At 41.2% G+C, this 21,578-nt stretch carries 23 protein-coding genes; 5 read left to right on the plus strand and 18 right to left on the minus strand.

All coding sequences use genetic code 11. The features are described 5' to 3' along the window. Nucleotides 1-55 precede the first annotated feature (55 nt). The 6 genes from ACIFSR_RS28780 to ACIFSR_RS28805 form a co-directional block, all read right to left on the minus strand. Entirely contained in the window at nt 56-880 is an 825-nt protein-coding gene (locus tag ACIFSR_RS28780; RefSeq protein ID WP_076270107.1) for a carbohydrate ABC transporter permease, read from the minus strand. Continuing rightward, on the minus strand, nt 873-1,712 hold the full coding sequence (locus ACIFSR_RS28785; RefSeq protein WP_372239025.1) for a carbohydrate ABC transporter permease: 840 nt from the start codon (nt 1,710-1,712) through the stop codon (nt 873-875). Before ACIFSR_RS28785 ends, ACIFSR_RS28780 begins: the two co-directional genes overlap by 8 nt. Nucleotides 1,713-1,901: 189 nt before the next feature. After that, complete coding sequence (locus ACIFSR_RS28790; protein WP_339208504.1) at nt 1,902-3,203, minus strand: ABC transporter substrate-binding protein; 1,302 nt, start codon at nt 3,201-3,203, stop codon at nt 1,902-1,904. Nucleotides 3,204-3,377: 174 nt separating this feature from the next. Further along, nucleotides 3,378-5,153: a sensor histidine kinase gene (locus ACIFSR_RS28795; protein ID WP_430061796.1), complete on the minus strand. Its 1,776-nt coding sequence runs from the start codon at nt 5,151-5,153 to the stop codon at nt 3,378-3,380. 3 nt (nt 5,154-5,156) lie between these two features. After that, nucleotides 5,157-6,731 carry a response regulator transcription factor gene (locus ACIFSR_RS28800; RefSeq protein ID WP_430061798.1) on the minus strand — a complete coding sequence of 525 codons (1,575 nt, stop codon included), beginning with the start codon at nt 6,729-6,731 and terminating at the stop codon, nt 5,157-5,159. Nucleotides 6,732-6,781: 50 nt separating this feature from the next. Next, nucleotides 6,782-7,684 carry an ArsR/SmtB family transcription factor gene (locus ACIFSR_RS28805; RefSeq protein ID WP_430061800.1) on the minus strand — a complete coding sequence of 301 codons (903 nt, stop codon included), beginning with the start codon at nt 7,682-7,684 and terminating at the stop codon, nt 6,782-6,784. Between the two features lie 159 nt (nt 7,685-7,843). Here ACIFSR_RS28805 and ACIFSR_RS28810 point away from each other — a divergent pair, with 159 nt between their 5' ends. Continuing rightward, entirely contained in the window at nt 7,844-9,355 is a 1,512-nt protein-coding gene (locus ACIFSR_RS28810) for an alpha-N-arabinofuranosidase (protein WP_430061802.1), read from the plus strand. A gap of 75 nt (nt 9,356-9,430) precedes the next feature. Here ACIFSR_RS28810 and ACIFSR_RS28815 read toward each other — a convergent pair whose 3' ends face one another. From ACIFSR_RS28815 to ACIFSR_RS28860, 10 genes are all read right to left on the minus strand, one after another. Next, a complete protein-coding gene (locus ACIFSR_RS28815) occupies nt 9,431-9,850 on the minus strand; it encodes a GreA/GreB family elongation factor (RefSeq protein ID WP_076270114.1) in 420 nt (139 codons plus the stop codon). A gap of 636 nt (nt 9,851-10,486) precedes the next feature. Beyond that, entirely contained in the window at nt 10,487-10,687 is a 201-nt protein-coding gene (locus ACIFSR_RS28820; RefSeq protein WP_339208498.1) for a hypothetical protein, read from the minus strand. Nucleotides 10,688-10,821: 134 nt separating this feature from the next. Next, nucleotides 10,822-11,082 (minus strand): hypothetical protein, encoded by a 261-nt coding sequence (locus ACIFSR_RS28825; RefSeq protein ID WP_076270117.1) that lies wholly within the window; start codon nt 11,080-11,082, stop codon nt 10,822-10,824. Nucleotides 11,083-11,294: 212 nt separating this feature from the next. Beyond that, on the minus strand, nt 11,295-12,173 hold the full coding sequence (locus ACIFSR_RS28830) for a TolB family protein (protein WP_430061805.1): 879 nt from the start codon (nt 12,171-12,173) through the stop codon (nt 11,295-11,297). Nucleotides 12,174-12,394: 221 nt separating this feature from the next. After that, a complete protein-coding gene (locus ACIFSR_RS28835) occupies nt 12,395-12,649 on the minus strand; it encodes a hypothetical protein (RefSeq protein WP_430061807.1) in 255 nt (84 codons plus the stop codon). After that, a complete protein-coding gene (locus ACIFSR_RS28840) occupies nt 12,646-13,335 on the minus strand; it encodes a metal-dependent hydrolase (protein WP_339208493.1) in 690 nt (229 codons plus the stop codon). Before ACIFSR_RS28840 ends, ACIFSR_RS28835 begins: the two co-directional genes overlap by 4 nt. A gap of 63 nt (nt 13,336-13,398) precedes the next feature. Then, on the minus strand, nt 13,399-14,016 hold the full coding sequence (locus tag ACIFSR_RS28845) for a cyclase family protein (RefSeq protein WP_339208492.1): 618 nt from the start codon (nt 14,014-14,016) through the stop codon (nt 13,399-13,401). A 190-nt stretch (nt 14,017-14,206) separates the two neighbouring features. Beyond that, a complete protein-coding gene (locus ACIFSR_RS28850) occupies nt 14,207-14,473 on the minus strand; it encodes a hypothetical protein (protein WP_339208490.1) in 267 nt (88 codons plus the stop codon). Nucleotides 14,474-14,653: 180 nt separating this feature from the next. Continuing rightward, nucleotides 14,654-15,373: a hypothetical protein gene (locus tag ACIFSR_RS28855; protein ID WP_339208489.1), complete on the minus strand. Its 720-nt coding sequence runs from the start codon at nt 15,371-15,373 to the stop codon at nt 14,654-14,656. Nucleotides 15,374-15,520: 147 nt separating this feature from the next. Further along, nucleotides 15,521-16,069, minus strand: a complete 549-nt coding sequence (locus ACIFSR_RS28860; protein WP_430061811.1) for a GNAT family N-acetyltransferase — start codon at nt 16,067-16,069, stop codon at nt 15,521-15,523. A gap of 181 nt (nt 16,070-16,250) precedes the next feature. On the opposite strand from ACIFSR_RS28860, the gene ACIFSR_RS28865 reads away from it, so the two are divergent. From ACIFSR_RS28865 to ACIFSR_RS28880, 4 genes are all read left to right on the plus strand, one after another. Continuing rightward, nucleotides 16,251-16,466: an alpha/beta-type small acid-soluble spore protein gene (locus ACIFSR_RS28865; protein WP_339208485.1), complete on the plus strand. Its 216-nt coding sequence runs from the start codon at nt 16,251-16,253 to the stop codon at nt 16,464-16,466. A gap of 74 nt (nt 16,467-16,540) precedes the next feature. Continuing rightward, nucleotides 16,541-17,869, plus strand: coding sequence for a spore germination protein (locus ACIFSR_RS28870; protein ID WP_430061815.1), 1,329 nt, complete (start codon nt 16,541-16,543; stop codon nt 17,867-17,869). Beyond that, a complete protein-coding gene (locus tag ACIFSR_RS28875) occupies nt 17,862-18,932 on the plus strand; it encodes a GerAB/ArcD/ProY family transporter (protein WP_430061818.1) in 1,071 nt (356 codons plus the stop codon). Before ACIFSR_RS28870 ends, ACIFSR_RS28875 begins: the two co-directional genes overlap by 8 nt. Then, nucleotides 18,929-19,981 carry a Ger(x)C family spore germination protein gene (locus ACIFSR_RS28880; protein WP_430061821.1) on the plus strand — a complete coding sequence of 351 codons (1,053 nt, stop codon included), beginning with the start codon at nt 18,929-18,931 and terminating at the stop codon, nt 19,979-19,981. The genes ACIFSR_RS28875 and ACIFSR_RS28880 overlap by 4 nt, the downstream gene beginning before the upstream one ends. A gap of 11 nt (nt 19,982-19,992) precedes the next feature. Here ACIFSR_RS28880 and ACIFSR_RS28885 read toward each other — a convergent pair whose 3' ends face one another. Both ACIFSR_RS28885 and ACIFSR_RS28890 read right to left on the minus strand, forming a co-directional pair. Beyond that, nucleotides 19,993-20,511, minus strand: a complete 519-nt coding sequence (locus ACIFSR_RS28885; protein WP_430061825.1) for a GyrI-like domain-containing protein — start codon at nt 20,509-20,511, stop codon at nt 19,993-19,995. Between the two features lie 79 nt (nt 20,512-20,590). After that, the gene (locus ACIFSR_RS28890) at nt 20,591-21,460 is read right to left on the minus strand and encodes a LysR substrate-binding domain-containing protein (protein ID WP_339208478.1); all 870 of its coding nucleotides are present in this window, start codon (nt 21,458-21,460) and stop codon (nt 20,591-20,593) included. Between the last annotated feature and the right edge of the window lie 118 nt (nt 21,461-21,578).

The raw sequence follows: 21,578 nt of genomic DNA on the forward strand, positions 1-21,578 counted from the left end.
TTAAAAGTCAGGCGGGCTGCGGTGAAACAAGCAGCCCGCCTGACTCTGATTATGCTTATTTTACTGAACCCGTCATCCCTGCTACGAAATGCTTCTGCATTAGGAAGAACACTAGCGCAGTTGGAATCGTGGATATAACGATCGCTGTCATAATAATGCCGTAATCCGGTGAATAGCTCGATCCTAGATTGGATATGAGCATCGGAATTGTTTTCTTCTCCGGCGATTGCAACACAATGAGCGGCCATAAGTAGTTGTTCCAGCTCGACATGAACGTAATAATTCCTGCCGCTGCATAGGTCGTTTTCATTGTAGGCATGAAGATACGGAAGAAAAGACTGATTTCGTTAAGCCCATCAATTCGGCCCGCCTCCAGCAGCTCCCGCGGAAACATCTTCGTGTTCTGACGGAAGAAGAAAATAAGAAACGCTGTAGTAAAGGTCGGAAGGACTACACCAGACAACGTGTCTATGCCGAGAAAGGGTACAGCTTGCGATATTCCTGCAAACATTTGATACAACGGCACCATGATAGCCGCAAAAGGAATCATCATGGATAACAGCAGGATGTTAAATACAACATCCTTTGCTTTGCTCTTATAAATCTCAAAGCCATAACCAGCGAGTGAGGCAATAACCATGGCCAATATGGTTGTTGTGACCGATATTTTTGCCGAGTTCAACAATGCTGGAACAATATCTACCGTCTCAAATAACTGACTTAAATTTTCAAACAGCTGGCTGCCGGGAAGCAATCTTCCTTTCGTTACGTCAGCCGACTTATTCGTAGCGCTGATAATCATCCAAAGAAATGGAAAGATGGACACGAACGCAGCGACACTTAGAAAAATATAAACAAAGATGCGTTTTAATTTATCCATTTTTATCACCTGCCGCTTTAAACTGTACAAATGCCAATATGATGATCATGATGACGATGGAATACGATACGGTTGCAGCATAGCCGAAATCGGACGAATACTTGAATGACAAATTGTAAATATATTGCGAAATGGACATCGACGCATTGCCTGGTCCACCCTTCGTAATATTGACAACTTCATCAAACAGCTGCAAGGTTCCGATCGTTGAAGTAATGGAAGTAAACAATATGATCGGTTTAAGCAATGGCACCGTAATGCCAAAAAACTGTCTCGTAGAGGAGGCGCCATCAATTTTTGCTGCCTCATAAATCGAGTGATCAATATTTTGAAGCGCGGACAAGTAGAAAATCATATTATAGCCAGTCCAGCGCCATGTGATTGCAATGATAACTGTTATTTTCGCCCAGAAAGGGTCTGTGATCCATTGAATCGGTGTCGAGACCAAATGGAGATTAGTCAGCATTTTATTGACCAATCCGTCTGTAGCAAACAAGTATTTAAAAATAACGGAATAAGCAACGAGTGAGGTAACGGCTGGTAAAAAGATTGCCGTACGGAAAAATCCTTTAAATTTCAGCTTGCTGTCATTTAGTAATACAGAAATAAACATAGCCAAAACAATCATAACGGGTACTTGGATGATCAAATAAATAAAAGTGTTTTTAACGGCAGTCAAAAACGTTTTATCGCTGAATAGCCGAACGTAGTTATCAAATCCTGTAAATGATAGATTCATACCTTTACCGGACTTAAATGATAAAATGAGCGCTTGAATCATCGGATAGAAATAGAACGCCGCAATCATAATGACGGCTAGAATAACGAACATCCATCCAGTTAAGTTGGCTCTCGTGCGAATACTCACGCCAGGCCTCGCTGCTTTCACGTTAGCCTAACCCCTTTCTTTACGGAAAAAATAAAACCTTTAGACTCCTCCAGCTCCTGCTGCCGGAAGCCGAACATGCGAATCAGGAGTAGGAGAAGCCCCAGGTTTTATTCACTTGCCGTATGCTCTGATTTATTTAACTTGCGTTTCTGCTTGTGCTTGAGCATCGCTTAACACTTTATCGATTGTTTTGCCGCCTAAGAAATTTTGCATTTCTACAACGAGAATATCTTCAATCGCGTACGTGTGCATGCCGTAGTTCACTTTTGGAATTTTTTCTGTCCATTTAGCGAAATCTTCAATGACCTTTTGTCCGCCGAAAAATTCATCCGCTTGCTTGTAAGCATCGCCAGCAGCTGCTGCTTTAAGCGTACCGATTGCGCCAATCTCTGTTACAAGCTTCTGATAAAGATCTACATCCGAACCAAATGTTTGTTTCAAAAATTCTGCCGCTGCTTCTTTGCCGTCAACGTTCATGACATACCATGAGCTGCCGCCAAGGTTAGAAGCATTTACGGAATTCGGATTGTTCGTTAGTTTAGGGAATGGCACGACTGCCCATTTGCCGGACTGGGATGCTTCAGCCTTAACGGAAGCTGTAATCCAGTTGCCGGTAGGGATCGTTGCTACATCACCGCTGTTGAATCCACCAACAAATTGGCTCCAGTCAGAAATAACCTTCACGATGTCAGCGTTCATAATTTCTTTGTATGTTTCAAAAGCTTCTTTAAGCGCTTCGTTGCCTGCTAAGTTAGGTGTAGTACCGTCTTCCTTCAAGTACCATGAGCCAGCAGATTGGATCATCATGCGAATGAGTCCAAGGTCATTCGGATCTTGTGTAAGAAGTGCTTTGCCTGTTTTGGCTTTCACAGCTTTACCGATCTCGATAAACTTCTTCCAGTCAATATCTTGAAGGTCAGCTAGCTTATAGCCTGCTTCTTCTAAGTAATCTTTTCTTACGTACAAGCCTGCAGCGCCCGTATCAAATGGTACGCCGTATTGCTTGCCATCTAGGCTAGTTGGCCCGATTTTGTAATCGGCAAAGTCGCCTGGCTTAATGAAATCTGTTAATTCGAAAAATGCTTCTGGGTAAGCTTGCAAGAAGCTTTGTGCACGGTAATCTTCAATCAATACGATGGTTGGCAAGCTTTTTGTAGTACCTGCGTTCAAACCAGCATTCAATTTTTGAATAATATCCGCTTGCGCATTTTCAACGATGTTTACTTTTAAAGTGGAATCCGGATTTTTTGCTTTGTAGGCTTCGCTTGCGCGTTCCATAGCACCGATGTTAAAAGCTTTATCCCACGCCCATACTGTAATTTCCTTCGTCCCCTCAGCAGGTTTACCGCCATTGTTAGGAACATTGTTTTCTTTACTAGAACATGCGGTCAGCAGTACGAAGCTGGCCAACATAATTGCAAGTAGTTTTTTCAATTCATTCAACCCCTTGGATACTTATTTGAAAGCGTTTGCCGGCTAACGATTTTAATTATATCAACTCGATAAATTGACCCGTTAGCAATATATTTGTGTGCTTTTGTCATTCTATTGTTACCTTTCCAATCGTTATTATGTAATTGTGACTTATTTTGTTTATTGGTATTTATTTTAGGCGGATTTGAGCGGAAGCCTAATTTTCACCCGTGTTCCCTCACCGATATCACTTACAATTTCAACACCAAATTCCTCTCCATAGAGCAATACGATCCGGTCTTGAACGTTTCGAATGCCAATTCCAGAGAAAAAATGGCTGCCGCTGCTCGAGCTGTTGTCCTGATTTTCATGGTCATAATCCTTCATGCCAACCCCATTGTCGACGACTTCAATCACTAATGCATTATCCTCGCGCGAGAAAAGCACATAAATATGTCCATCGTTTCGCTCTTGGAAGGCGTGAAAGAAAGCATTTTCAATAAATGGCTGGATGATGAGCTTCGGTAAATGATACCCATAACAATCATTCGAAACAAAATAATTGACGACAATTTGCTCGCCGTAACGAACATGGTTAATGAAAACATAATGTTTTAAATTAACGAGCTCTTGGGCTACACTGATTGTCTCGCTAATGTTGCTTACTGTATTTTGCAAAAGTGAAATAAGTGAATTGATCGTGGCTGCTGCTTTTTCCTTGTTGCCCTGCTGTACTAATATTTTGACGGATGCTAACGTGTTATAAAGAAAATGAGGATTAATTTGCATTTGCAGCGCTGAAAGCTCTGCATTGCGCTGGTCCTTCTGCGTCTGAATCAGCTGCTTAATATAATCATTTAGTTCATCCAACATATAGTTGTAAGCATTTCCGAGCTGCTTAATCTCATAGCTGCCTGTGACGTTAATATAATTATCGAAGTGATTGGCCGTAATACGCGACATTTGTCTAGCGAGCATCGTCAACGATTTCGTCAATCTTCTTGATATAAGAAATACGATAATAAGTGCACTGAAAACAATGGCAATGCAAATAAGCGCGACAGTCTTAAAATCAACCATCTCGCTGAGCACTGCTTGCTTGTCAATTAAATTAACGAGGTAAAAGTCATAAACGGGCAGATATTGAGACAGTACCAAATTGCTTTTCCCCATCACGCTTACATCTTTAAAATCTAATTTTTGCTCGTCAATTTCTTTGGCGTAACTGAGCAGAGCATCTTCTTGTTTTCCTATAAGCTCATGACGATTGCTCGAAACGACCAAACCAGATCGATCTAATATAACGACATCATTGCCTCTGCTTGTGAAGCTTGAATAGAACCGTTTAAATTCACTTTCCTTTATTGCAAAATAAACAATGCCGTATTTTTTCGCACTCGTTTTTTCCATAAGTGCCCTTGATGCAACAATGATCGGATCTTCTGCAGAGGTGTCTGCCATGTTCTCCATATCCAACTGATAGATTAACCGTTTTGGCGCGACTAGCGTATTCTCGGTTAAGCGGCTGTTTCTTAGCTTCTCCAAGGAGCTCGGCCAATAATAGCTGTCTGTCGAATGGCTTTTGCCATTTATCCCTGTGATCGTAATGGTGACGGGGTACGCAGCGACATTGGACTGAATCCGTTTCATTTGCATACTGGCCTCATAATAACTGCCAACCGACGTAATAGCGTTTTTATCCGGCTTTGTGAGGAAACCTTTTATCGAACCATTTTGCAGCACATTATTGGAGGCGGTGACGATCGAATAGTTGAAGGATTCAAAATTCGCTTTAATTTGACTAATGATTTTGGTATTTGTAATGCTGAAGGTATTCATGAACAGCTTCTCTGACATTTGTATCATGACGGTAGAGGTTAGCAGCGATACCGCAATGATGCTTACAAGCGTAACCGTAAACATTTTTATAAATAGGCCGTGATATTTAAATTTGTCCAAAAAAACTCTCATAACCTAATCCCTCTTCTTGCCCAAGTATTGTTTTCTATAATGACTAGGCGACAGACCTGTCAGCTTCTTAAATACTTTCGTGAAATAACTGTGATCTGAATAACCAACCATGCCGCTAATCTCAGATATGGACGCAGCGTCTTGCTGCAGCAGCTCAGCCGCTTTCTCCACTCTGATTTTATTCAAATATTCACTAAAGCCTTCTTTATTATGCGCGGTGAAATAACTAGATAAATACGATGGATTAAAATGAAAATGCTTGGCGATCTCCGTCAGACTAAGCGGCTCAGCATAGTTCTCCCGAATAAATTGCAGCAGCAGCGTCATATTCGGATTGCTGCTTGCTGCTCCCCTCACCTGAAACACGTCATTCACTTCGTTAATAAACGCTTGTAAGAGCGCAGCTGCCTCGTTAACATGAGAAGATTCACCAATGGATTTGAAATAGGCATACTTCGTTTCATCTAGTTTTTTCATCGCGGGGTCCAGGCGGCCCAGTAAAATCGTTATATTGAAAATGACATTGCCTAAGAAGGACTTAAACTCGAAAACATCGGTTTTATATTGGCTTGAACGGCTATTCACATAATTGAGCAGCTCGCCAAACGCTTCATCGAACTGCCGTCTGTTCAAAAGCTCTGTAAATTGATTCATGTTGAAGACATCAATTTCATCCGAGGTTTTTGGAAGCTCGCCATGTACGATCAAACGATTGGCGGACGGAAGAAAGTAACGGTAGGAGTTTAATTTCAGAAAACTGTTCTTGTAGTTCGAGCCAAGCTGTCTCAAATCATCAAACGTCTCACCGATCGTCCATCCAATCTCATTCAGCCGCTCTCCCGACCAAGCAGCAAGCTCTCTGCCTGCTCTTACCAAGCTATGTTGCTCGCTTTGATCCATATTGACAAGTAGCGTAGCCATATTAGGTTCTACCGGCAGTGCAAAATAAACCGCCTGCGGACATTCGCTGCTGAGCACCGCTTTCATTTTGTCGACCCAATAGGAATCATCATATCTTTCTCTGCTCATGCTGTTCAGAGACTTCAAATCTGCCCCAATCAGCCGATAGCTGTTATGAGGAAATGCTTCTGCAAGGACATGGTCATCCACATCGATTTCGTAACCGGACATTAGCTTCTCTACAATATGTTTAACGGATAAAGCCTCGTTAGTTGATTCCATTAGCTTCAGAGACGGAATTTTTTGCGCCGTTCGTTTCACCGTGTCTAATAGCTGAATAGCTTCAAGCTTAGGTTTTAAAATATAGTCAACTACGCCGCTTTGAAAGGTCGATCTCACATAATCAAACTCGCCATAACTGCTCAATATGATGACTTCAATCTCTGGATATCTTGCCTTTATTGCACGAGTTAACTCTTCTCCGCCCATAACAGGCATAACGATATCCGTGATCACAATATGAGGCTCGACGCGCTCAATCAGCTCAAGCGCTTCTTTTCCATTGGATGCCTCTCCAACAATCTGGAAGCCCTCCTGCTCCCAATTTAACAGATGCTTAATTCCCTGCCTGACTAATAGTTCGTCATCTACAATAACAACACGACATGAAATTTCCATTCGTAAACCTCCGCCATCCCCGTCATTTTTTCTGTCAAATAAGAAGGCAATCATTCATAATAGATGCGAATAACAATATCTTGGTCGTAATTCCCGAAACCTTTTCCATAAAGGGTGAGACCGCCGCGGCCCTGCGACGTATCATCCGCACTTATGCGGAATGTCCACTGCGAACGATTCCATGATACATCATCAATCGTCATATCAGAAATTTGCTGACCATCGATAAAGGAACCTTTTTTATTTATTCGAAGCACCTTTAATAGGCCATACTGATTAACGTCAAAATGCCACCAATCTGGTGAATAACGGCCTCTCATCCGGCCAAAGTCGCCAGGACTCGTCCACATGCCAAGCTTTTGCTCATTCAAAGTAAATTGAATATCTGACGGCCAATTCTCATTGACATAGGGTGCCTCTGATCCAATTTCAAATGATATTTCAATTTCCTGTACGACCTGATCCTTAAATAAATAATTAGGAATTTTGTATTCAACAAAACCTCTAGTGAACCATAAAATCCCTGCTTGAACACGCTCAGGGTCCATAAAATAAGCGGGCATGTCATAATGCCCGATCATCTTCTCCGTCGATGCAATGCCGCAGGTCGGAGCGGCTTCAATATCCGTATAATGACCAACCGGCATGGATACTTCCTTATATTTTGTAGAACTCTCTGCATATTTAGACAGTTTAACTTGGAGATACTCCGTCGACAAGGAGCAATATTTATAAGTCCCTCCATTTATTCTGCGCATCCTATAACTAACTAGGCCGGCATTTTGCAGCTTGTTGACGTGGGTGCTTACAATTGCACTGCTCAAATACAGCTCTGCAGCAAGCTCCTTTATATGCATCTCTTTGTTGTTCAGCAAATCAATAATTTGCAAGCGCACTTCGCTCGCAAGCGCTTCGTATACACGCAGCGAAGCTGCATCGGTTGATAAATACATGTGAAACTCACCTGCTTTTACAATTAGTAATTTAGTTAATCCTAAAGCAATTCACAACAATCGTATTGAATGTATTTATTTATTATGATAAATATTAGATATTAAATCAACAAATATGAATTAGTTAATACATTAATTCAACTAGGAGGAAAATTATTCATGTCTATGAAATCTACCATGCATATTGATAAAAACTTCACACTTTCCGCAGTCGACCCACGGCTCTATGGATCATTCATTGAGCACTTAGGCAGAGCGGTATACGGGGGAATTTACGAGCCCGGCCATCCTACCGCAGATGTGAACGGCTTCCGCAGCGATGCGTTGGAGGCCATTCGCTCTTTGAATGTGCCAATTATACGTTATCCAGGAGGAAATTTTGTATCCGGCTATAATTGGGAGGATGGCGTCGGGCCTAAATCCGAACGCAAGCGTCTTCTTGATCTTGCATGGTGGACAACAGAAACGAATGAAGTAGGAACAAACGAATTTGCAGATTGGGCGAAGCTTGTCGGCTCAGAAGTGATGATGGCTGTAAATCTTGGAACACGCGGCATTGATGCGGCTAGAAACCTTGTTGAATATTGTAACCATCCATCAGGGTCTTACTACAGTGATCTTCGCATTTCACATGGCTATAAAGAGCCTCATAAATTTAAAACATGGTGCTTAGGGAATGAGATGGACGGACCTTGGCAAATCGGGGCAAAAACTGCAGTGGAATATGGAAGACTTGCGAATGAAACGGCCAAAGCAATGCGCTGGGTCGATCCATCCATCGAGCTTGTTGCTTGTGGCAGCTCTTCCAGCGGCATGAGCACTTTCGCGGAGTGGGAAGCAACCGTGCTTGACCTTACTTATGATCAAGTGGACTTCCTATCGCTTCATACGTATTACAACAATAACGAAAACGATTCCTCCAACTTCTTGGCAAAATCGCTTGATATGGATCAGTTCATTTACAGCGTAACAGCCATTTGCGATTATATGAAGGCAAAGAAACGGAGCAAGAAAAAGCTGATGCTCTCGCTTGATGAGTGGAATGTATGGAACTCGATCGGAACAAGCCGAGCAGAAGAGCTTTGGCAAGTAGCTCCACCTGAATTCGAGGATGTGTATACACTTGAGGATGCACTGGCTGTAGGCTGTTTCCTGATTACGCTGCTCAAACACGCAGACCGCGTAAAAATGGCATGTATTGCTCAACTGATTAATGTCATCGCTCCAATAATGACAGAGACCGGCGGGCCATTATGGCTGCAAACGACCTATTATCCTTATCTTCACGCTTCCGTCTATGGAAGAGGAACCGTGCTTCATCCGATTATTTCATCACCGAAATACGATTCCAAGGATTTCACTGACGTTCCTTATTTAGAAGCAATCAGCGTTTTCAATGAGGAGCTAGGTGAAATTACTATTTTCGCCGTCAATCGTCATTTGTCCGAAGGACTTGAGCTTGATGTAGATGTGCGCAGCTTCGGCGATGTAAGCATTATCGAGCATATCGTTCTGGAGCATGATGACTTGAAAGCAAATAATACGAAAACGAACCCAAGCAACGTCGTACCTCATAACCGCGGCACTGCCAAAGCTGATAATGGAAACGTTAAAGCGATGCTCGGCAAAGCATCTTGGAACGTGATCAGACTTCAAAATAATAGAGGTTAATTCTGCCTCTCAGAATGATAGAAAGCATACTAAAAAAACCGCTGAAGCTATAGCTTCAGCGGTTTTTTTCTAGTGCTATTGAATATGAAGCATTCGCATTCGCATAGCTCCAGCTGGCGTCTCAACCGATATAATATCTTCTATGCGGCTCATCAGCAGCTGTCTTCCGACAGGAGAGAGGAACGAAATGTTATTCTGCTCCGGATCTGCGTCATGGGGATAAACAATTTTGAACGTATCTGAGGTAGCGTCATCCAAATAAGAAATGGTAACCTCGCAGCCTATAAATACGGTTGATGGCAATCGCTCATCCGATGATTTCAGCTCTTTCTCGACAAACTGTACATATTCGGTAATAAATTGATAGATTTGCTTACGCTCTGACTCCTGTTTGGGCGCATGTGCATCAAGAAAAGCTTGCTTCTCTTCACCCAAAACTACGAGCTGAAGCCTTAGTTGATCTCTAAGGGTATCTAAGGGGAGACTATGGTTCATAGTATACTTCACCCCCTAAAGACGTATTGCGCAGCGGCAAGGTTTGGACGATGATTCGCATCATTTGCTGCTTCCTCCTTATAAAAATATAGGCCTCTAAGAGTAGAGGCCTTGCTCCCATATTATCAGACTTCAATCAGAAGTCCAATCTCTAGTTTTTTTTGATCGAACCATTGAATTAACCTAGCGCTTCTCTATCCTCATTTGTCTCGCAAGGCAGTGGCACAAGCATTGTATAAGGGAGTTTCATATTGTATAGAAGACTACTAGGAAAGGAGCTGACAATATTGTCTTGCAGACCATTTTGTCCGACAGTCCGGGTATATGATCCTCCAGTAACGGTTACCAGAGATGTTTTCCATCCACAAATCGTAGAGGTAGTTCACCAAGTAAACGTTGTTACACGTCATCACTGTGTTCCTTGTGAAAAACACCTTTATCAATACTGCTATGTTGATGAAAATCAAGTAGGTGGCGAACAAGAAAACAGATCAAACCGTTCGCATAAACGCCATAAAAGCGAGAGATCCTATATTTCGAGAGCAAAAAAGAAAAAATCAAAAAAATAGTTGAAAGACAAAGAGAGCCTTCTTTCAGAGGCTCTCTCTTAGTTCACTTTTACATAGAAATGCGTATTTAAGGTGTTGTAGCATCATCGTTTGTTATGGCATCATCCGTCGTATCAGGGGTGTTATTGGCGCCGTCTTCAATTACGTTGCTGTTGCCATTGTTATTAACATCCTTATCATTATTGCAAGCGGAAGCGGTGAAAATAACAACGATGCTCATCATCGTTATCAAAAGCAATTTATTAAGTTTTTTTGTAGGTTTATTCATGCTCAGTGCTCCCTTCAGCTTCGTTTTATGAGTATTCTTAAATAATACTTACCCCGCAGAAAATAATTGAATCAACAAAAAAAGACCGGAATCGGTCTCTTTTCTTTGAAATCGCCTATGAAAACGATAGAGAGTCAATAAAATGATCCTTTGCGCATCTCAGTAAAATGAAATAATCCAGATCGATGATTCGATTCTCTTACCTTGTCGATCATTTCGCACAAGCTTACCATCGTATCCGTATCTCTTGTTGATGAAGCGATCTGATACAGCGTGTTAAAGCTTCCTAATGCATTCTCTTTATTAACTGCCCCGCTCTTCAAATTACTTAACACTCGTTCGCTCTCACTGTTAATGAACCAAACTATCCGCTTTCTGAAATTCGAATTAGTCATGAGCAACCCTCCGCTGTCAATAAAATAGCACCTGTTTAGTATAGCTTCATGAATAATAAAACGTTGTCGAAGTAAGAAGTCGAAAAAAAATATTTCACAACAAAAATCCCGCTCCTTCACGGTTAGTGAGAAGAGCAGGAATATTGTCATGCTACTATAAGCATATATTCGTTCTAAATGATGTATGGATTCGCTCCTTCAAACAAAAATAATTATATAAATTTATAGCTAACAAAAGCGAGCTCGCGGCTATCCGGCGACCAAGAGTTCACATTGATTGTGCCCTGACCGCCAAATAATTCAGCAATGACAGCATGTGGTCCGCCTTTGCTTGGCATTAGACGAATTTCAACATCTTTATTGGCAGGATGATCGTTCGGCTCAACATCACCCTTGCGGTAAGTAATATAAGCAACGGATTCACCATCGGGAGACACATGTGGAAACCAATTATTGCTCTCATCAAATGTCATTTGAGTCTGCTCGCTTCCATCGACGTTCATGCGCCATACTTGCATCAAGCCAGATCTTGTCGAATTGAACCAAATATGTAGGCCGTCCGGCGAATATTCCGGTCCATCATCTAGACCAGTCGTATCGGTCAGCTGTGCTTCAATCCCGCCGTGAGCCGGTATCGTATAAATGTTGTACTGACCATTCCTTTCTGCACAGTAAGCGAGCGAGGCGCCGTCAGGAGACCAACCGTGCAAATAGCTTGGTGCTAACGGTGTAATTAGGGCAGGCAAACCTTCAGATAATGAAAATATATAAATTCGTGATCTTCCATCTTCCTGCGTATGATGGCTTACCGCTAATTGTGTATTGTCAGGTGACAATACATGATCATTGTTGCAATGATTGGCATACCCCGATTCGATCAGCTTGCTTTCCCCAGTTGCTAGCTCAAAGGTGTAGAGCAAACCTCCGCTGTTATAAATAAGATGGTTGCCGTCTTTGGTCCAGTTTGGCGCTTCAATTAAATGATTAAATTCAGCCAAAACTTTGCGTTCGCCAGTTTTCACATCGATCTTTTCAAGCAAACTGACTAATGTGCGCTCTTCATTATTTCGGGATTCTTGTGCAGCTTCCATCTCATATCTACCGCCTTATATAAGTATAATTTCTAAAATCTGCATTCACTTCTATCACGGCATCCCTTTTGTGAACACGTGTTTATATATATTAAAAAATAAATCCTATTTCTTAAATAGGACTTATTTCTATGTTGTTTTGAACATTATGAACACGCGTTAACAGGTACATCATACACAAAACGTGAAATCGCTGTCAATCCTTTTTACTCTCAAACGCCTTATTTCATTACATCATCTTTCTCTTGCGTCTTCTTATATTCCAAATAACGCATAATGGCCACGGGCAAATTCAAAACACCCATTGCCATCATACTGTATATCGGCCATAAGTCTTGGAAAGTAGGCATATGAACGCCGTTGCCAACAGGTCCGGTTTTGGGCTGACTCGCATCCCATAGCGCGTACCAAAGAAAACACACTGACATTACGATTATAAGAACACATGTGACAATGTAAATTACATGCCTAGTCATACCGTCATTTTCTCGCCTGGTTTCAGAACTTTTCCGTTAATCCCTCTGTCTTGCAGCTGCTGCACGAAGCTTTCAGCCTCTTGGCGAATGACAGGAAAAGTATTGTAATGTACAGGCACAACCAGCTTCGCGTTATACCATATTGCCGCTTGCAGCGCATCATCTATCCCCATCGTATAATGATCGCCAATCGGAATAAAAGCGATATCGATCGAATGACGGTCACCAATCATTTTCATATCGCCAAATAAAGCGGTATCACCTGTATGAAGAACATTTAGTTGTTCCATATTTACAATGTAACCGGCAGGCATGCCACCGTACAAAATGGTTTTGTCCTCTTCGACAACGATCCCTGAGGAATGGAACGCTTGTACCATTTTAGCTTTGGCAAATCCCAAATCTAACGTTCCGCCAATGTTCATGCCGATCGTTTTTACACCCTTCCATGACATATAAGCCGCGAGCTCCGGGTTCGCCACAACAGGAGCATCATTGTTTAATGCAATCTGATCCGCATCTAAAATATGGTCCATATGAGCATGAGTGAGGAGTACGGCATCCGTCTTTATCTCCTCCGCTTTCGTAGTAGCAAGCGGATTGCCTCTCAGAAAGGGATCGATAATAAGCGATTTATCCCCCGCGATCAATTGAATACAAGAGTGTCCATGATAAATAATATCCATAAAAACATCATCCTCCTTCGTTTTAGTTGAAAGCTTGGGCTTGCTTTACGTCTCATTATATCGTTATTCTTTTACGCGTGCGATCACTCGTGCTATGGATGAGTCCGCTTGAATAAGGAGCGGCAATGCTATAATTTCAAAAGCTTGAATGCCAATCAGCCGCTTCACATTCGCTAAATTTTCTATAATAAAAATATTGCTGCCAAACAAGCTTTTATGAATCGAAAAAGGATAGCGATCAGGCGAAGGTGTATCTAAACCGATCATTTTCACCTTTTTTCGAATAAGCAAATCAACAAAATCGGCGGTCAAAACCGGATAATCGCTGAAATAATAAGGTTTCCCATAAAAATCGCCGTGCCCAGTATGTAAAATAACGATCTGTCCCTCATGAATACGTGTTTCGTACTCTTCTTTGTAATCGACTACTGCAGCTCCAGTTACATCCAGCAGCACGCCATCTCCAACAAATTGCTCGACTGAGGTTTCTGTCATATATTTCTGAATGTCCAATAAGTGCATCGGGCCGTCGATATGAGTGCCTGCATGCATATTAATCGATAATTGGTGGTTATTGTACCCATCACTTTGAAAATGACTGCTTTGCACCAGAGTCGTCTCTTTGTGCCCCGGAAATACCGGCATCCCTTCATGAATCATATGCGTCAAGTCTATGATCATACTGCCACATCCTCCTGCATGAATTGTCTTTATCTTACATAAAAACTATATCATATCAGAGTTGATTACGAAAATGAGCTTTAACGGCAGGGAGAGAAAAAATCCAAATTGGACTTGGCGTAGAATTGATTTGATTTAGAACAAATAACGAGGAGAGTGAAGCATAAGCTTGAGGTTTATTGTTATATTGTTAAATTGAAGTTTGCAGGTGTGAAGCTTTAATGCCCAGCGATATTTTCATAACCAATTGTTTCAATTGCTTCTGCTGAAGCACGGCTTCCTTAACAAAAAAAGCTTCATCACGAATCAATGCTGCAAGTGTATCCATCGCTGCTTTGGCTGCAAGGAACTCATCTTCAAGCAAATAATAAGCCGCTTGATAGGCATATGTTTCATGCTGCTTCAGGATGGATGCTTTCCATTGCAGCTCACCATTTCTTATTACTGTCGTATTCACAGCAACTATTCACCCTCCTGAAGTACCTTTTCCACGCGTTGTATGGATAAATTAACTATACACAACACCCCACCATCCACCTAGTACCATGTTTCTGTAGTACTTGACAAACGTGAAGGAAGATTAAAAAAAGGATGGCCCCTTCGAATAAGGAGCCATCCGCTTAAAATCTATTATGCATTAAGCCAAAGGCACCCGCTTAGCTAAGCTTTCAAACTTAATCAAATGCGTGTTTACTTGTGATTGAATGCCTTGTAAATATTTAAGTGTCGCTTTGTTCTGTTTTACCAAAGAAGGGTTTTCGTTGAATGCGACAGCGTAATGCTTCATCACTTTGCCCTTCATAAACTGAATGGTTGAGAAAGTACCATTTTTCCATGCTTCCTTCATCTTCACATTCGTACCGATCACTTGAAGATTCATCGTTGCATCTTTGTAGTTAAAGCTATATGCTGGCTCATCTTTCACATGCAATACGGAATATCCTGCTGTGAATTTGTCATTCGTAAACTGACCGAATTGGATCTTATGAGATTGTACACTGCCATCCGAGCGGATAATCTTCGTATTCAATGAACCATTGCCTGATTTAATATCGTTTTTCCAAGCGCCATCGTATGTAATTTCTGTGCCTTCGCTTGTAGATCTGCTCACAAATTTACCAAGCCCGCTTCGTTTGCCGTCCACCCAATCACCTGAATACGTTTTTGTTTGGTACCAGGACATTGTTCCCTTTCCATGCGGTTTGCCGTTTTTCAATTGTCCGTAATAGACGACGTTTTTTGAAATTTCAAGATACTCTTTTTTGACAGCGGCTTCTGCGGTGGTTCCTCCACTTGTTCCTGCAATAACAACGGCTACCAGAAACAAACTTAGCATAAGTGAACACATTTTTTTCATTGAACATCACTACCCCATTCTTTGTTTGTTTAAATTCATTCTATTAGGCTAATACACACCCTATGCGAATTTGAAACATTTCCCAAAAATAAGGTTCAGCTAAGCGGATCATTTTCTCTTTTCAATCCCATTTTATTTGATGGATTTCTACTGAGCAGCATCCCTATCCTCAGTAATAATCGCATAAATCGCATGGTCTTCCCAAACGCCATTAATTTTCAAATATTTAGTGGAAAGTCCTTCGAATCTAAAGCCAGCTTTCGTAAGGACTCGGACTGATGGCAAGTTTCTTGGCATCACTCCAGCTTGAATACGATGCAAGCCGATTTGATCAAACGCAAATTTGACACCTAATGATACGGCTTCAGTCGCATAACCTTTGCCGTTATGCTCTTGATCAAGGAAGTAACCCAGATACGCATTTTGAAAAGGGCCTCGCGCGATGCCTGATAATTCGATTCTCCCTATAAGCTTATTCGACTCGTTAAGAAACACGCCAAACACAAAACCTTGATCATTAGCCGCAGCTTGCAGGCTTGATTCAATCATTTTTTTCTGTTCTTCGATCGTAAAATAATGCTCTGGCCTTATAGGCTCAAATGGCTGAAAAAATTGAAAATTCCTTCGTCTAATTGCAAGCAGCTCTTCGGTATCCTTTATTTCTAATGGAGACAGATATATTTTCTCACCTTTCACAAACCATCACTCCTAAGCTTTTTATTTGTGTATGAAATGCCATTTTCCGCATCAATGCAATACTCATTATACTCATCTTTATAAGCATTGTAATTTTTCCGAAAAATCTGTTTTTAAACTTGCATACATTTACAATTTACAAACCATAATAACCTTACATCCCATGAAGGAGTGATAAAACATGAGCAGAAGAAGTTCGAATACTTTAGTCGTACCGCAAGCAAGACAAGCCATTTCTCAAATGAAAACAGAGGCAGCACAGCAATTAGGTGTACAGTTCTCGCAAGATGGTTATAACGGTAATTTATCGACTCGTGATGCAGGCTCAATCGGTGGATATATTACGAAGAAGCTCGTCCAAATTGCTGAACAACAATTAGGTCAACGCAACTTCTAAACAACAGCCAAAGGCCCTCCGCTTTATGGAGGGCCTTAACTACGGGGTGGTAAACCATGAATCAACCATTATCCATGAACTTATATGATCAAGTAAACCAATATTTCGAAGAAAGCTCAGACTTCGTCAAAGAGGAATTTCTCATTCATAACAAAAAAATTCAACTTTGCTATTTTGAATCTCTAGTAAACATTAATGAGTCTAGAAACTCTTTACTTCTGCTCGAACCCTATGCCAATGAATCGATCAATGTTTTCGATCAGATTTTTTCTACTTTTGGAGGGGCTTATGTGAAATCTCTTGATGAGATCGCACAATCATTATTACGAGGGAGAATTGGCCTTTTTTCTGAAGACGGTTCCACCATTTTAATGCTTAATTTATTGCATCCGCAAATCTCCCGAGCAATCAGCCCCCCTCAAACTGAAAGTGTACTATCATCATCATTCGATGCGTTTACGGAAGATATCAATACGAATATCGGCATGTTGCGATCCAAAATAACAGCTAATCATTTAATCGTCAGTTCTTATTCAGTAGGCTCGTTTAATCCACGCCAAATCAGCATGTTTTACATAAAAAGCAGGTCTCAAAAAAAATTTGTAAACCATATCAACTCTCTTTTGGAGAAACATAAAGATACTGAAATTGAAAGCATTCAAGATTTATCAAAAATGCTAGGACTGCCAAAGTACAGCCTTGTCCCTCCATTCCTTTCAACTGAGCTTCCTTCAGAGTCCGTTCGGCATTTAATGGAAGGCCGTATCATCATTTTTTTGGATCATCACCCCTTTGCAATGGCTATGCCTGGTTTTGTGACCGATCTTTGGAGTATGCAAGGGGATCGCAACTATCCATTCGTTTATATGATTACCATACGCATGGTACGGATTCTCGGATTGTTCGTAAGCCTTCTAGCACCAGGTCTTTATGTTGCCTTGGTTGCGGTCAATCCAGAGGTTCTTCGTATTCAACTGGCTTTATCTGTAGCACTAAGCAGAGAAGGTGTACCTTATCCCGCACTCGTCGAAGCTTTGTTCATGCTTGGTATTTTGGAGATGGTTATCGAAGCGAGCATAAGACTTCCAAAGAGTATAGGACCCACCACTACGATGGTAGGGGGAATTATACTTGGCCAAGCCGTTGTTCAGGCAAAATTGGTCAGTAATTTATTAATCATTATTTTAGCTGCGACAACAATCGCCAATTTCACGTTAGTCAGCTACCAAAATGCGTATATGATTCGAATCCTAAAATACGTTGTTTTGTTAATCAGCGCGGTTTATGGCCTGCTAGGCACGCTCGTTGGGGTCGTCTGGATTTGTTTTTACTTATCAAGTATGACTACTTTCCACTACCCGTATGTGAACTCGAGTATAAAATCTGGAGGTTCTAATGAGTAAATTCGCACCATTAACTACATTTTTTTTAGTTCATATTGCTACCATTCTTTTAGTTTTCCCTGAAAAAACGATCGCGTCTACAAAAAGCGGTCATTGGGAGCCTATTTTAATCGGATTTATGTTGGAATGGATCTTAATGTGGCTGTATCTAAAAGGTCTTGCTGGTTTTCCAAAAATGGATCTTATCGATATTTTTAATAAAATAACAGGAAAATGGGCTGCACGCTTCATTCTTGCCCCGTTGCTCCTGTTCTTCTTTATCGATGTTTGTGTCATTCTCCGGGTTCACTCCGAAATGCTGACCGTGACCTTCCTTCCAGAATACCCGCTATGGTCACTTGCATTATTGGTACTCGTGCCTCTATATGCGGCTTGGAAAGGAATTCTTACGATCATAAGAGCAACTCTTATTCTTTTTATCATTTGTATGCCTGTGACACTCTTTTCATTTTTCACTTCATTTGGCAATTTTGATTTAAAGAATGGTTATCCGCTGTTTGATAAAACCTTTTCTTTCATGACCAGCGCTGATTTTTACTCGAGTTTTATTGCACACTCTGGATTTTTGTTCTTAGGATTTATCCCTCTCTATAAATATCCAATATTAAAAAAAAGCAAATCCATTTTTTTAACTTATGTGAGTTTGCTATTTTTTTATATTGCTCTCGTTTATATTCCGCTTTTTATATTCGGCCGCGAAACCTCGTCTCGCTTTCAATTCCCAACCATCATATCCATGGATTCCATCGATATCAGTTGGATTATGTTTGATAGACTAACATTATTTTTTATTACATGTACGCTCATTTCTGTTTTTGTTTATGCTGCTCTTCTACTTTGGATGATGATCCAAATAATTCAAAAGCTTTATCTTATTTCCTCTATACCCGTCATCGTGATCATTCTCGCTATTTCAGTCGTTGCGCTTGCAGGGTTTCTTCCCACTTGGAATTCTGTTCAAGTTCTCATCAATATGGATACATGGTTCCGCTTTTACTGTATTTTCGCGATACCTTTAGCTATTTTCATTATGGGTATGGTAAAGAGGAGGAAGCTGGCATGAGATATAAGCCTCTTATTGCGTTCATATTATTATGCTGCAGCTTCGCCGTATTAGGAGGCTGCTGGAATAATAAAGACATTAATAAACGTATGCTGCCTGTCATTATGGGAATAACGGAAGGCCAGGAGGGCAATGTTCAAGTTTTTTTACGCATTCCAAGCCAACAAAACAACACAACAAGAACGCTGCAAGCAGAAGCCAAATCCATCGACAAGGCCATTGATATTCTGCGAACCCAGGCAGAGGAAAGTGTTGATTTATTGCACTTAAAGCTGCTGCTCATAAGCGAAAATACGGCAAGAAAAAGCATTAAAGATGCCATCGAGTTTGTTATCCGTTCAAGAGAAATTTCACCGAAAGCATTAGTCGCTATTGTATCTGGAGATTTCTCACAGCTAATGTACGATAAGAAAAAGGTGAATATCGGTTTATCCGCTTATGATTTTTTTGGCAAGGAGTCTGGTTGGACACCGAATATTTCCATTATTCACATTTGGGAAGCCTACCGCGGAATGTATGTACAAACAGAGGATACTGCAATCCCAATTATTGCGAAAGGGGTTACTACGCCCTTCATGTCCCTCGGTTCTGCCATAATGAACAGGGATCGTATGGTCGGGAAAATGTCAATTGAAGAGACTCTAATTTACAACCTTTACCAAGGCCAATATTCAGGAGGAACGGTTGAACTCATGAATAATGCAACCGTTATGATCGATAGCGCTCGTGTTCACAATGAAGCGAGTTGGTCTGGTTCCACTCCAAACATCAAGAGCCATATGAAACTAATAGGCGTTATTGAAGAAGAGAAGGGAAACCCTACGAATGCAGAGGTTGAAAAAGCGCTTGAAACACTAATGATAAAGAGATACTCTAATCTACTCAGCAGACTTCAAGCTCATAAATCAGATATATTGGGGCTGGGACAATATTACCGCAATAAGATGACGGAGAATCAAAGCGAAAACTGGAAAACAGTATGGTTTCCGAAACTAAAACAAGAGTTTACCGTTAAAGTGATTATTAGAGACAGCGGTGATATCAAATAAAGCAATAGCTGTTACTTGATCAGCTTCTTCCGAACGGGATAGAGCATCGTGAAATCGAAGGTTTTGATGTCTGAATAAGGAATGGTCAACGCATTGATTGGCTTGAGCGGAACCGTCTCCATGCCGAGTACACCATCACGTTTATCAAGCTCGTAGTCCGGTGACTGCTCCAGCCAGGAGAACATCTTCTCATAAACACCCCACATGCTCGTCTCATCGCCATACACGCGAGCGCTAGCACACAGTCCGCCGCTAACTTCAAGCGTTTCAACGCCTTCGGGCACGATGCCAAACTCTTTAACCTTAAGACCGACCCAAAGTGTATCCACTTCCTTGTCCCATTGCTGCTGCGGGATGAATACAAACGCTGATTGTTCTGAATTCAGCCGCTCATCGTCCAGCGGCACTAGCTCCGCCAGCTTGCTCCAAGCCACCCTTGTTCCACTCTTGTCTGGCGTCATTCCTGTCCGTACTGCCAGCGCCTTAAATGGCGCTACTTCGATCAGTTCTATTACGGTTTCCTCTTTCAAATGATCCTCTCCCCTCAGCTATATCAATCAACCACATCTAAATTTTTACATAAAAGTAAACGGAGTTGCAACTACATCCTCAAAAAAACTGTTCCAATCTCTTCATAAAAACTTTAGCTGCTCGACTCAAATATCGATCATTGCGATAAAAAATTTCTAACTCTCGCGTCGGTGAATGTTTGATCGGAATCGCATGGATATTCACCGAGTGGAAGCTTTCAATCAATTGGCTTGGTTGTATGGTAGCTCCAATTCCTTCTATTACGAGCTGAAACAAAGATGTAACAGACCCTGTCTCCATAATGGTGTGGATAGATATTTCTTGCTCTTTGCACCATGTGTCAATTAAATCGCGTCCATAAAAACCTTTGGGGAACATTACAAAAGGGATCTCTAATAATTGTTCTGGCAAAATAATATCCTGCGCCGCTAAATGATGTTCTTTATTTACGTATAAGCTGTACGATTCGGTATAGAAAGGAATGCGAGTTAACCTTGGATCTGACTGAATCGCTAGACCAACACCAATATCAACCTCATTGTTCAGCACTTTATTTGAAATATCAATCGACGGTATCACTTGAACTTTTGTATTTGGCAGTTCCCTGTGGAAATCAACGAGCAATGAAGTTAAACGATAATCGAGATCCGATGGCAGCACGGCTACTCGCAATTGACCAGCATCCAGATTGGTAAGATCGGATACCGCCTTTTTGGCGTTTTCTAATTGTTGAACAATGTTCAAAGCATAGCTTTCAAGAAGCTCTCCCGCCTCGGTTTTAACCGTTTTTTTACCAATCCGATCGAATAAAGGAACGCCTAGCTCATCTTCCATCACTCGTATTTGTTGACTTAACGTCGGTTGTGAAATCCCTAATTTGTATGCCGCTTCAGAGAAATGCAATTCATTGCACAACATAAGAAAGTATTGTAATTGTCTAATCTCCATAGTAACAACCCTTCTTTTATGATAGTTTGATGCTATCGTTTCTATAGAATATATAGTATTGAACTATTATAAATACAAAACTATAATGAGTGCAACAACCAAGAAGGGGATGTTTCCT

The organism is Paenibacillus sp. NRS-1760 (assembly GCF_050467785.1).
GTDB lineage: Bacteria > Bacillota > Bacilli > Paenibacillales > Paenibacillaceae > Pristimantibacillus.